Annotated in this window: 8 protein-coding genes; 6 read left to right on the forward strand and 2 right to left on the reverse strand. The window is 67.9% G+C overall.

Annotated elements, in window-relative coordinates; all coding sequences use genetic code 11:
- Positions 1–2738: 2738 nt before the first annotated feature.
- A complete protein-coding gene (locus tag DPV74_RS42185; protein WP_374709005.1) occupies positions 2739–3962 on the forward strand; it encodes a translocation/assembly module TamB domain-containing protein in 1224 nt (407 codons plus the stop codon).
- Positions 3963–4029: 67 nt separating this feature from the next.
- Here the strand turns inward: DPV74_RS42185 and metG are convergent, their stop codons facing one another.
- Together metG and DPV74_RS32435 are read right to left on the reverse strand one after the other, a co-directional pair.
- Positions 4030–6183: a methionine--tRNA ligase gene (gene metG / locus DPV74_RS32430; protein ID WP_059686614.1), complete on the reverse strand. Its 2154-nt coding sequence runs from the start codon at positions 6181–6183 to the stop codon at positions 4030–4032.
- A gap of 376 nt (positions 6184–6559) precedes the next feature.
- Entirely contained in the window at positions 6560–7204 is a 645-nt protein-coding gene (locus tag DPV74_RS32435) for an OmpA family protein (RefSeq protein WP_021163796.1), read from the reverse strand.
- Positions 7205–7555: 351 nt separating this feature from the next.
- On the opposite strand from DPV74_RS32435, the gene apbC reads away from it, so the two are divergent.
- The 5 genes from apbC to DPV74_RS32460 form a co-directional block, all read left to right on the forward strand.
- On the forward strand, positions 7556–8647 hold the full coding sequence (gene apbC, locus DPV74_RS32440) for an iron-sulfur cluster carrier protein ApbC (protein WP_021163794.1): 1092 nt from the start codon (positions 7556–7558) through the stop codon (positions 8645–8647).
- Positions 8648–8780: 133 nt separating this feature from the next.
- Entirely contained in the window at positions 8781–9317 is a 537-nt protein-coding gene (gene sodC / locus DPV74_RS32445; protein ID WP_059686616.1) for a superoxide dismutase [Cu-Zn], read from the forward strand.
- Positions 9318–9429: 112 nt separating this feature from the next.
- On the forward strand, positions 9430–9999 hold the full coding sequence (dcd, locus tag DPV74_RS32450; RefSeq protein WP_006398615.1) for a dCTP deaminase: 570 nt from the start codon (positions 9430–9432) through the stop codon (positions 9997–9999).
- Between the two features lie 81 nt (positions 10000–10080).
- Positions 10081–12360, forward strand: coding sequence for an arginine/lysine/ornithine decarboxylase (locus DPV74_RS32455; RefSeq protein ID WP_021163792.1), 2280 nt, complete (start codon positions 10081–10083; stop codon positions 12358–12360).
- Between the two features lie 26 nt (positions 12361–12386).
- Positions 12387–12869, forward strand: a 483-nt coding sequence (locus tag DPV74_RS32460; protein WP_374709004.1) for a lysozyme inhibitor LprI family protein, incomplete at its 3' end; no start/stop codon positions are given.

The raw sequence follows: 12869 nt of genomic DNA on the forward strand, positions 1-12869 counted from the left end.
CATGGACGCTCGCGACGGTCGTGCTGCTCGTCGTGCTGGCCGTCGGGCTCGTGCTGGCGGCGGTGACGACCGAGCACGGCACGCGGCTCGCGTGGCAGGTGGCGGAGCGCGTGCTCGGCACGCGGCTCGCGGGCACGCTCGACGGCGGCTCGCTCGCGACCGGCGTGCGGTTGCGCGGGTTCGCCTGGACGAGTCCCGACGGCACCGGTACCGAAATCCGCATCGACCGGCTCGACGGCCGCTGGGCATTGACCCGCGCGCCGTGGCGTCTGTCCATCGCGTATCTTCGGGCCGGCACGATCGACGTGCGGATCCCGCCGGGGCCGTCGACGCCGAGTACGACGCCGCAGGACCTGAGCCTGCCGCTGCAGTTGCGGATCGACGACCTGCGCGTCGATCACCTCGCGATCCACGACGGCGGCTCGACGACGCAGCTCGACCATCTCGCGCTGAACGGCCGCAGCGACGGTCGTCACCATGAACTCGTGCTCGACGGCGTCGATACGCCGTACGGTGCGCTGACCGCGCGCGCGAAACTCGACGGCGTGAAGCCGTTCGCGCTGACGGGGGAGGCCACTTACGCGGGCAAGCTGGCCGACGAGCCGGTCGATGCGCGTGCTCGCGTGTCGGGCTCGCTCGAGGCGCTCGTCGCGGAAGTCGACGCGAGCGGGATGAAGCTGAACGGGCGCGCGCACGTCGAGGCCGCGCCGTTCGGCGCGGTGCCGCTCACGCGCGCGTCGCTCGCGTTCGATCACGTGAACCCGCAGGCGCTCGCGCCCGGCGCGCCGGCCGCCGATCTCGCGGTGCGCGCGGAACTCGCACCCGTGACCGCGCCGGCCGGCTCGGCGCCCGCAAAGGGGTTCGCGGTGACGGGCCCGGTGTCGATCGTCAACGCGAAGCCCGGCACGCTCGGCGATCACCTGTTGCCGGTGATCGACGCGCACGCGAACGTGCATCTCGACGCGCACGCGCAGCGGATCGACGCGCTCGCGCTGAAGCTGATCCGCGACGGCAGCGTGACGGGCAACGGCACGCTGACGGGCGGCAAGGGCCGCTTCGACCTGAAGGTCGCGAACCTCGACCTGAACGCCTTCGTCGCCGAGCTGCGGCCGATGCGTCTGGGCGGCCCGCTCGGCGTGACGCTCGCGGCCGGCGTGACGACCGTCGACTTCAACCTGAACGATCCGAAGCTCGCGCTCGGCGCACGCGCGAAGGTTGCGCTGACGCCGCAGCAGACCGTGCTGACCGACGCACGCGTGACGGCGGGCAAGGGCCGCATCGACCTGACGGGCGTGTTCCGCCACGATGCGCATTCGAGCTACGACGCGAAGGCGACGCTGACCGGATTCGATCCGCTGCTGCTCGCCGCGCAGAGCGCGCCGAAGGCCGGTAGCGGCAAGGCGCCTGTCAAGGTTGTGAAGGCGCCGCCCAGGCGCGGCGAGACGCGCGTGTCGGGCACGCTGACGGCGTCGGGCGCATTCGCGCCGCAGGTGTCGACGAAGGCGACCTTCAAGCTCGGCGACAGCCTGTACGACGGCGTGCCGCTGACCGGCGCCGGCGTCGTGCAGCTCGCCGGCTCGCGGATCCTGCCGAGCAACGCGAACCTGTCGATCGCGGGCAATCATGTCGACCTGCGCGGCAGCTTCGGGGCGCCCGGCGACCGGCTGCGCTTCGTCGTCGACGCGCCGCAGCTCGACCGGCTCGGCTTCGGCGTGGAAGGGCTCGTGCAGGCGCAGGGCGACCTGACCGGCAGCTTTGCACACCCGAACGTGACGGCCACCTACAAGGCCGAGCATGTCGTCGTCGGTTCGAACCGGATCGGTGCCGCGCAGGGTCGCGCGGACATCCGCGACGGCGCGCACGGCGCCCTCGTGTTCACGGCCGACGCGACCGACCTCGCGCTCGGTTCGCTGAATCTGAAATCGCTGCGCGCGAACCTCGACGGCACGCGCGCGAAGCACACGCTCGACGCGTCGGCGCTCGGGACGGCCGGCGGCCGCGTGATCGACTTGACGCTCGCGGCGAACGGCGGCGTGGTCGAGAGCCGCGACGGGATGCGCTGGGACGGTACCGTGACGCGTCTCGCGAACCGCGGCACGCCGGCCGTCGCGCTGCAGGCGCCGCTGACCGTATCGGCCGGTGCCGGCCGCGTGACGCTCGGCGCGACGCGGCTCACGCTCGAGGGCGCGGCGATCGACCTGAAGTCGTTCGTGTTCGATCACGGCCAGATGCGCTCGGCGGGCTCCGTGAGCGGCGTGTCGGTCGCGCGTTTCCTCGAGGTCCGCCAGGAGCTGACGGGCCAGCGGCCGCCGGTGCGAACCGACGTCGTGCTCGACGCCGACTGGGATTTCTCGCTCGGCGCGAACTCGACCGGCCATGTGCAGGTGAAGCGGCGCGGCGGCGACGTGACGATCGAGAGCGGGCGCGGCATCGCGTCGCTGGGGCTGACCGACCTGTCCGCGCGCGCGAACTTCACGCCCGGCAACCGGCTCAACGTGACGGCGCTCGCGAAGGCGAACCGGATCGGCACGCTCGACGCGAACGTCACCGTGCCGTTCGCGCTGCGCGACGGCATGTTCGGCGTGGTCGACGACGGCCCGCTGTCGGGCCGCATCGACGTCGACGTCCCGGCGCTGAAGACGACCGGCAACCTGTTCGGGCCGAGCTACCTGCTCGGCGGGCGCGCGGCGCTGAAGCTGACCGTCGCGGGCACGCCGGCGAAGCCGAACCTGTCGGGGATGCTGACGGGCGACGACCTGTCCGCGACGCTCGTCGACCAGGGCGTGCAGCTGAAGGACGGCATCGTGCGCATCAAGCTGTCGGAAAACCTCGTCGAATTCCAGCAGGTCGAGTTCCACGGCGGCGACGGCACGCTGCGCGCACTTGGCCGCGTGCGTCTCGACGGCGAGGCGCCCGACCTGACCGCGAGCATCGTCGCGGACAAGCTCGAGCTGTTCGCGGCGCCGGACCGGAAGCTGTCGCTGTCGGGCAAGGCGACGGTCGCGAACGACGGGCCGCGCGGCGCGCTGTCGATCGACGGCAAGTTCGTCGTCGATCGCGCGCTGTTCGACCTGCCCGAGGAGTCGGCGCCGCACCTGTCGGACGACGTGGTGATCGTGCAACCCGACGGCACGGTGCGCGGCGAGACGCCGACCGGCACCGCCGTCGCCAAGCCGAAGCCGGCCGCGGACAAACCGGCGCCGTCGCTCGCGCCGCGCGCGAACATCGACATCGGCCTCGGCAACAACTTCCGCTTCAAGGGGCACGGCGCGGATCTCGGGCTGCGCGGCACGATCACCGTGATGAGCGCGCCGGGCGTGCCGCTGCGCGCGGTCGGCAACGTGCGTGTGACCGAAGGGTCGACGTACACGTCGTTCGGCCGCAAGCTCGCGATCGAGAACGGCTTCTTCACCTTCAACGGCCCCGTGTCGAACCCGGGCGTCAACATCCTCGCGATGCGGCGCAACCAGGAAGTCGAGGCCGGCGTGCAGGTCACGGGCACGATCCAGTCGCTGACGGTCAAGCTGGTGTCGGAACCGAACGTCACGGACAACGAAAAGCTGTCGTGGCTGCTGTTCGGGCACGGCACCGACCAGGGCAACAACGTCGGCCAGCAGGGCACGATGACGGCGGCGCTCGGGCTGCTCGGCAGCGTGACCGGCAAGCGCGTCGCGCAGACCTTCGGTCTCGACGAGGTCTCGGTCGGCCGCAGCGAGGTGGGCCTGACGGACCCGCAGGTCGTGCTGGTGTCGAAGGCGATCAACGAGCGGTTCGTGCTCGGCTTCGAGCAGGGGCTGCAGTCGGCGAGCAACGCGTTCAAGGCGACGATCAACCTGACGCGCTTCTGGTCCGTGTCCGCGTACGGCGGCACGTTCCAGGGCGTCGACCTGAACTACACGCGGCGTTTCGACCGGTGGTTCGGCAGCGATGCGGCGCGGGCGCGGCGTGCCGAGCAGCCATGAATGAAAAAGCCCCGCACGAAACGAATCGTGCGGGGCATTGTTTGGCGACAGCGGCAGCGCGTTCGGCTTACTTCACGCGCATGCCGGGCTTCGCGCCGCTGTGCGGCTCGAGGATGTAGAGGCCTGGTTCCGCCTTCTCGTCGGTGGCCGACGCGGCGAGCACCATCCCTTCGGACAGGCCGAACTTCATCTTGCGCGGCGCGAGGTTCGCGACCATCACGGTCAGCTTGCCCACGAGCTGCTCGGGTTGGTACGCGGACTTGATGCCCGAGAACACGTTGCGGGTCTTTTCCTCGCCGACGTCGAGCGTGAGCTGCAGCAGCTTGTCCGAACCCTCGACGGCCTGGCACGCGACGATCTTCGCGATGCGCAGGTCGATCTTCGCGAAATCGTCGATCGAGATGGGGGCATCGTCGGCGCCGTTCACGGCGGCCGGCTTCGCGTTCGCCTTGGCGTTCTTCGCCTCCTTGGCGGCGTTCGCGCTCGCGGCGGCCGCGCCGGTGGCCTCGGCCTGCAGCGAATCTCGGTTCGCGGCGAGCAATGCCTCGATCTGCTTCGGGTCGACGCGCGTCATCAGGTGCTGGTACGCCTTGATCGGCTGTTCCGACGACAGCGGCTTCGCGGCATCGGCCCATGCGAGCGGCGCGATCCCGAAGAACGACTCGACGGCCTCGGCCACGCGCGGCATCACCGGCTTCAGCGCGAGCGACAGCAGGCGGAAGGACTCGAGGCTCACGCTGCAGGTTTCGTGCAGCGCGACCGCGTTGGCAGGATCCTTCGCGAGATCCCACGGTTTCGCGCCGTCGACGTACGCGTTCACTTCGTCCGCGAGCTCCATCGTGTGGCGCAGCGCGCGGCCGTACTCGCGTGCTTCGTAGTGCGCGGCGATCCCGGGAATCGCATCGCGCAGCTTCACGACGAGCGGATGGTTCATCGCGCTGTCCTGCACGCGGCCGTCGAAGCGCTTGATCAGGAAGCCTGCCGCGCGGCTCGCGATGTTCACGTACTTGCCGACGAGATCGCTGTTCACGCGCGCCTGGAAATCGTCGAGGTTCAGGTCGATGTCTTCCATCGTCGCGTTCAGCTTCGCGGCGAAGTAGTAGCGCAGCCATTCGGGGTTCAGGCCCGTGTCGATGTAGCTCTGCGCGGTGATGAACGTGCCGCGCGACTTCGACATCTTCGCGCCGTCGACCGTCAGGAAGCCGTGCGCGAACACGTTGGTCGGCGTGCGGTGGCCCGAGAACTCGAGCATCGCGGGCCAGAACAGCGTGTGGAAGTACAGGATGTCCTTGCCGATGAAGTGATACTGCTCGGTGGTCGAGCCCGGGCGGATCCACGCGTCGAAGTCGACGCCGTTGCGGTCGCACAGATTCTTGAAGCTCGCGTAGTAGCCGACCGGCGCGTCGAGCCACACGTAGAAATACTTGCCGGGCGCGCCCGGGATCTCGAAACCGAAGTACGGCGCGTCACGCGAGATGTCCCAGTCGGCGAGCTTGGCCTCGCCGGCGTCGCCGAGCCATTCGCGCATCTTGTTGGTCGCTTCGGGCTGCGCGAGGCCGCTCACCCATTCGCGCAGGAACGTTTCGCAGCGCGGATCGGACAGGCGGAAGAAGTAGTGTTTCGACGTCTTGCGCACCGGCGTCGCGCCCGACACGACCGAATACGGGTTCAGCAGTTCGGTCGGCAGGTAGGTCGAGCCGCATACTTCGCAGTTGTCGCCGTACTGGTCCTTCGCGTGGCACTTCGGACACTCGCCCTTGATGAAGCGGTCGGGCAGGAACATTTCCTTGACGGGATCGTACGCCTGCTCGATCTCGCGCTCGGCGATGAAACCGGCTTCCTGCAGCGCGACGTAGATCTTCTCGCTCAGCACGCGGTTCTCGTCCGAATCGGTCGAGTAGAAATTGTCGAACGACACGCCGAAGCTGTCGAAGTCGCGCTTGTGCTCGGTCCACACGCGGTCGATCAGTTGCTTCGGGGTCAGGCCTTCCTTCTCCGCGCGCAGCATGATCGGCGTGCCGTGCGTGTCGTCGGCGCCGATGTAGTAGACCTCATGGCCATGCATTCGCAGCGTCCGCACCCAGATGTCGGTCTGGATGTACTCGACCAGGTGGCCGATGTGGATCTGCCCGTTGGCATAGGGCAGTGCGGACGTAACGAGGATCTGGCGGTCACCTTGCGGCGCCGCAGCCTGCACGGAAGTGAGGTCGGATGCGGACATAGGGTCTGTAGAGGAACGGCGGAAAACGACGGGAAACTGCGATTCTAGCAGGGGCGCGCGCCGGCGACGCGGGCAGGGCGCCGCTGACCGGGCGCCGGAACGGGCGGGGCCGCGCAAGCGGCGTGCCCGGCGGTGACATGCTGCGGCGCAGCACGAATTCTGCGGGCAAAAAAAACCGGGGCGGATACGGCCCCGGAGCAACAACGACAAGAGGAGAATGGTGACGCGCCGGCAACACCAGCCGCGTACCGTAAATACTGACCACGGCCTGCGACAGAAGTTCGAAAATTTTTTCGATTTGTTACCGGCTCCGCCGGAAGTCTTGTCCGGCGGGGCTGCGCGGGCGGCGGGCCCGCGCCTTCCCCTCGTCGTGCGCTTACTGCGCCTGTGCTGCGCGCAGGTAGATTTCGACGCGGCGGTTCTGTGCGCGGCCGGCTTCCGTCGCGTTGTCCGCGATCGGGTTCGACGGGCCCATGCCCTGTGCCGACAGGCGGCCGCCGGCAACGCCGCGCTGCACGAGCGCGTTGACGACGCTCTGCGCGCGGTTCTGCGACAGCGTCTGGTTCAGCTGCTGCGAACCCGTGCTGTCCGTGTAGCCGACGATCGATGCCGTCACTTGCGGGTTCTGGTTCAGCGTCGTCGCCAGGTCGTTCAGCAGCGGCGTGAAGGCCGGCGTGATCGCGTACTGGTTCGTCGCGAACGTCACCGAGCTCGGCACGTTCAGCTTCAGCGAGCCGTCCGGCTGCTCGGTCACCTGCGTACCCGTCTTGGCTGCCGACGGCGCGAGCTTGTTCTTGATCGCCTGCCAGTTGTAACCCGTCACGCCGCCGACCAGTGCGCCGACGCCCGCGCCGATCGCCGCGCCCTTGCCGCCGCCCGCCAGCGCGCCGATGCCTGCGCCCAGCGCCGCACCCGTGCCGGTACCGACGGCCGTATTGTTGCCTTGCTGCGTGGCGCAGCCTGCCAGCAGTGCGCCGGCCAATGCGAAGACGGACAGACGGGTCGCGATTTTCATGTTCATCTTGGATTCCTCTCTTGGTTGAACGAGTCGACAACGACGACAACAACAGTTACGGCTCCACGCGCGGGCCGCCCGAAAAAGGAGGGCAGGCCTGCACCAGCGGCAGCCGCCGAGGTGGCCGCATGCCCTGTCCGTCAGCGTGGCTGTTCGGGCAGTGCGACGCGTCAGCCTCTACAATATAGGCGGTTGGTGGCCGATTTGGCCCCATAGCATGCCGCAGGCGAAGAGTGCGCCGGGTCGCGCGTTCGCGCAATGGCGTGCAACAGATTCTTTCACTTTTCCCGATTTTCGCAGCGTAATTTGATATTTTTTGACGTTTGCGCGCGAGAAAAACGTTTTCACGGAGTTTCGATGAGCATTGACCGGGCACAAGTCGACGCCGCTTTGGCGGCTGTCGTCGACCCCAATACCGGCCGTCCGTATGCGGCGAACAAGGGCGTGCGCAACGTCGCGATCGACGGCGACGTCGTGGCGCTCGACGTGGTGCTCGGTTATCCCGCGCGCAGCCAGCACGACGACGTGCGCGCACGCGTCACCGCGGCGCTCCAGGCCGTGCCCGGCGTACGCGACGCGCGCGTCGCCGTGTCGCAGGAGATCGTCGCGCACACGGTGCAGCGTGGCGTGAAACTGCTGCCGAACGTGAAGAACATCGTGGCGGTCGCGTCGGGCAAGGGCGGTGTCGGCAAGAGCACGACGGCCGTCAACCTCGCACTCGCGCTCGCCGCAGAAGGCGCGTCGGTCGGCATCCTCGACGCCGACATCTACGGCCCGTCGCTGCCGACGATGCTCGGCATCCACGGCCAGCGCCCCGAGTCGCCCGACAACCAGTCGATGAACCCGCTCGTCGGCCACGGGCTGCAGGCGAACTCGATCGGCTTCCTGATCGAGGAAGACAACCCGATGGTATGGCGCGGCCCGATGGCGACCTCCGCGCTCGAGCAGTTGCTGCGCCAGACCAACTGGCGCGAGCTCGACTACCTGATCGTCGACATGCCGCCCGGCACGGGCGACATCCAGCTCACGCTCGCGCAGCGCGTGCCGGTCACGGGCGCGGTGATCGTCACGACGCCGCAGGACATCGCGCTGCTCGACGCGAAGAAGGGCCTGAAGATGTTCGAGAAGGTCGGGATTCCGATCCTCGGCATCGTCGAGAACATGAGCATCCACATCTGTTCGAACTGCGGCCACGAAGAACACATCTTCGGCGCTGGCGGGGCCGAGCGGATGGCGAAGGATTACGACGTGAACGTGCTCGGCAGCCTGCCGCTCGACATCGCGATCCGCGAGCGGGCCGACAGCGGCACGCCGACGGTCGCGGCCGATCCCGAAGGCGCGCTGGCCCGTCGTTACCGCGACATCGCGCGCGGCGTCGCACTGGCGATTGCCGAGCGTTCGCGCGACATGACGTCGAAGTTTCCGTCGATCGTTGTTCAAAATACGTAAAACCCTTGCGGGGCGGGGCCTCACGCTGTTTACGGCGCCGCGAGGCGCGGTATCATGGCGACTTTTCCCGGGTCCCTTTACCCGCCCGGCGCGGCCGTCGTGTCAAACGGCCGCCAGCCGGCATGAGGATCGAATGAAACAACGACATCACGGCGTACGTGCCGGCCGCGTGCGGTACGCGCTGCTGGCCGCCGCCGCGCTGGGCCTGCTGGCCGGCTGCACCTCCTTTTCCTCGTCGCACGAAAAACGGGCCGACGCACAACTGCAGCCGACGGTCGGCTCGCAGGCGCGCGGCGCGGTGACGTTCGTCGAGCGTCCGGACGGCGTTCAGGTCACGTACAACCTGGCCGGCCTTCCGCCCAACAGCGATCACGCGCTACAGGTGCACGAACGCGGCGACTGCAACGCGGGCGACGGCTCGAGCGCCGGCCAGGTGTTCGCGCCGGCCGCAGACCGGTTGCGCGCGGGCGCCCGCGTCGCCGGCGATCTCGGCAACATCCATGCGGACGCGAACGGCGTCGCGGCCGGCTTCATCGTCGCGCCCGATCTGGCCCTCGATGGCGTGCGCTCGGCGATGAACCGCGCGGCGCTGGTGCACCGCGACCCGAGCGATCCCGCGTTTCCGCAGCATGGCGCGGGGCCCGCGCTCGCCTGCGGCGTGATCCGTTGACGGCCGCCGCGTGCATGCGCCGATGATCGCGTAAAATGTCCGCCTTTCCCGGCCGCCGTCTCGCGCGAGCGGCCCTCCCTGACCGTCACGCAGCGTTTCCAGGCGCCCCGATATGAGCATCAAGTCCGACAAATGGATTCGGCGCATGGCCGAAGAGCACAAGATGATCGAGCCGTTCGTGCCCGATCAGGTTCGCGCGTCCGAGGACGGCCGCCGGATCGTCAGCTACGGCACGTCGAGCTACGGCTACGACATCCGCTGCGCGGACGAATTCAAGATCTTCACGAACATCAACTCGACGATCGTCGATCCGAAGAACTTCGACGAGGGTTCGTTTGTCGATTTCAAGGGCGACGTGTGCATCATCCCGCCGAACTCGTTCGCGCTGGCCCGCACCGTCGAATATTTCCGCATCCCGCGCACCGTGCTCACTGTCTGCCTCGGCAAGTCGACCTATGCGCGCTGCGGGATCATCGTCAACGTGACGCCGTTCGAACCCGAGTGGGAAGGCTACGTCACGCTGGAATTCTCGAACACCACGCCGTTGCCCGCGAAGATCTACGCGAACGAAGGCGTCGCGCAGGTGCTCTTCTTCGAAAGCGACGAAGTGTGCGACGTGTCGTACGCGGATCGCGGCGGCAAGTATCAGGGGCAGCGCGGTGTCACGCTGCCGAAAACCTGATCTGGTTGCATAACGTCTCACCAGTTTCCGGGTGACCGCTGCGCGTGACGCGCCGCGGTCGTTCTTTTTGGAGAATCGCCCATGAAGTTTCGTTTCCCCGTCGTCATCATCGACGAAGATTTCCGCTCCGAGAACATCTCGGGCTCCGGCATCCGGGCGTTGGCCGAAGCGATCGAGAAGGAGGGCGTCGAAGTCCTCGGCCTCACGAGCTACGGCGATCTGACGTCGTTCGCGCAGCAGTCGAGCCGCGCGTCGTGCTTCATCCTGTCGATCGACGACGACGAACTCATGCTCGGCGAAACCGGCCCGGACGGCGAACTGCCCGAACTCGCGACCGCGATCATCGAGCTGCGCGCGTTCGTCACCGAAGTGCGCCGCCGCAACGCGGACATCCCGATCTTCCTGTACGGCGAAACGCGCACGTCGCGCCACCTGCCGAACGACATCCTGCGCGAGCTGCACGGCTTCATCCACATGTTCGAGGACACGCCGGAGTTCGTCGCGCGCCACATCATCCGCGAGGCGAAGGTCTATCTCGACTCGCTCGCGCCGCCGTTCTTCAAGGAACTGGTGAAGTACGCGGACGAAGGCTCGTACTCGTGGCACTGCCCGGGCCACTCGGGCGGCGTCGCGTTCCTGAAGAACCCGCTCGGCCAGATGTTCCACCAGTTCTTCGGCGAGAACATGCTGCGCGCCGACGTCTGCAACGCGGTGGACGAACTCGGCCAGCTGCTCGACCACACGGGCCCGGTCGCCGCGTCCGAGCGCAATGCGGCGCGCATCTTCAGCGCGGACCATCTGTTCTTCGTGACGAACGGCACGTCGACGTCGAACAAGATCGTCTGGCACGCGACGGTCGCGCCCGGCGACATCGTGCTGGTCGACCGCAACTGCCACAAGTCGATCCTGCACGCGATCACGATGACGGGCGCGATTCCGGTGTTCCTCACGCCGACGCGCAACCACTTCGGCATCATCGGGCCGATCCCGCGCGACGAGTTCAAGCCGGAGAACATCCGCAAGAAGATCGAGGCGAACCCGTTCGCGCGCGAGGCGATGCGCCAGAACCCGGACATGAAGCCGCGCATCCTGACGATCACGCAGAGCACGTACGACGGCGTCGTCTACAACGTCGAGATGATCAAGGACCTGCTCGGCGACCTGCTCGACACGCTGCACTTCGACGAAGCGTGGCTGCCGCACGCGACGTTCCACGACTTCTATCGCGACATGCACGCGATCGGCGACGGTCGTCCGCGCACGGGCGCGCTCGTGTTCGCGACGCACTCGACGCACAAGCTGCTCGCGGGCATTTCGCAGGCATCGCAGATCGTCGTGCAGGATTCGGAGAACCGCACGTTCGACAAGCACCGCTTCAACGAGGCGTACCTGATGCACACGTCGACGAGCCCGCAGTACGCGATCATCGCGTCGTGCGACGTCGCGGCCGCGATGATGGAGCCGCCGGGCGGCACCGCGCTCGTCGAGGAATCGATCGCCGAGGCGATCGATTTCCGCCGCGCGATGCGCAAGGTCGACGCCGAATACGGCGACGACTGGTTCTTCAGCGTGTGGGGCCCGGACGAGCTGTCGGCAGAAGGCATCGGCTCGCGCGACGACTGGATGCTGAAGCCGAACGACCACTGGCACGGCTTCGGCCCGCTGGCGGAAGGCTTCAACATGCTCGACCCGATCAAGGCGACGATCATCACGCCGGGGCTCGACGTCGACGGCGAGTTCGGCGAGACGGGCATCCCCGCCGCGATCGTCACGAAGTACCTGGCCGAGCACGGGATCATCGTCGAGAAGACCGGCCTGTACTCGTTCTTCATCATGTTCACGATCGGCATCACGAAGGGCCGCTGGAACTCGATGGTGACCGAGCTGCAGCAGTTCAAGGACGACTACGACAACAACCAGCCGCTGTGGCGCGTGCTGCCGGAATTCGTCGCGCAGCATCCGCGCTACGAGCGTGTCGGCCTGCGCGACCTGTGCACGCAGATCCACGACGTGTACCGCGCGAACGACATCGCCCGCCTGACGACCGAGATGTACCTGTCGGACATGGAACCGGCGATGAAGCCGTCGGACGCGTTCGCGAAGCTCGCGCACCGCAAGATCGACCGCGTGCCGCTCGACGAGCTCGAAGGCCGCGTGACGAGCATCCTGCTCACGCCGTACCCGCCGGGCATTCCGCTGCTGATTCCGGGCGAGCGTTTCAACAAGACGATCGTGAACTACCTGCGGTTCGCGCGCGACTTCAACGAGCGCTTCCCGGGCTTCCACACCGACATCCACGGCCTCGTCGCGGAAGAGGTGAACGGCCGCGTCGAGTACTTCGTCGACTGCGTGCGCGACTGATGGCGACGCACGGACGAATCCAGGCGATGCGTGCGGCGGTGGCCGCGCTCGTCGTCTGGGCGGCAGGCGTGTCTGGGTTGGCGGGTATGGGTGTCGCGCACGCGGAAGTCGCGGCGGCCGACCCGATCGACGTCGCGATGCGGCAATGCCTCGCGCGGCGCGACCGGTCTTCGCCGGCCGGCCAGATCCAGTGCATGGGCGAAGCGCAGCAGCAGTGGCAGGCCGTGATGGACGGCGCGTACCAGCGCCTGTTGAAGGATGCGCCGGCCGACGCGAAGCGCGGCTGGCAGGACAGCCAGCGCCGCTGGCTCACGTGGCGCAAGGATGAAGTGCATCTGCTGAAGGCCGTGTACGACACCACGCGCGGCACGTCGTACGCGATGTCGAGTGCCGACCTGCAGCTGCAGCCCGTGCGCGATCGCGCGCTGGCGCTGCGCGGCGCGGCCGATCGCTATGCACCGCCGCCCGCTGCCGTGCCGGTGGCGGCCACGAGCGGCGCGCAGGGCGGC

Origin of the sequence: Burkholderia sp. HAN2018, assembly GCF_024704855.1 — a bacterium.
GTDB classification, from domain to species: domain Bacteria; phylum Pseudomonadota; class Gammaproteobacteria; order Burkholderiales; family Burkholderiaceae; genus Burkholderia; species Burkholderia cepacia.

Coding starts and splice junctions, on each gene's coding strand:
- apbC (WP_021163794.1), top strand. CDS start 7,556: ATGAGCATTGACCGGGCACAAGTCGACGCCGCTTTGGCGGCTGTCGTC.
- sodC (WP_059686616.1), top strand. CDS start 8,781: ATGAAACAACGACATCACGGCGTACGTGCCGGCCGCGTGCGGTACGCG.
- DPV74_RS42185 (WP_374709005.1), top strand. CDS start 2,739: ATGCTGACGGGCGACGACCTGTCCGCGACGCTCGTCGACCAGGGCGTG.
- DPV74_RS32435 (WP_021163796.1), bottom strand. CDS start 7,204: ATGAACATGAAAATCGCGACCCGTCTGTCCGTCTTCGCATTGGCCGGC.
- metG (WP_059686614.1), bottom strand. CDS start 6,183: ATGTCCGCATCCGACCTCACTTCCGTGCAGGCTGCGGCGCCGCAAGGT.
- dcd (WP_006398615.1), top strand. CDS start 9,430: ATGAGCATCAAGTCCGACAAATGGATTCGGCGCATGGCCGAAGAGCAC.
- DPV74_RS32455 (WP_021163792.1), top strand. CDS start 10,081: ATGAAGTTTCGTTTCCCCGTCGTCATCATCGACGAAGATTTCCGCTCC.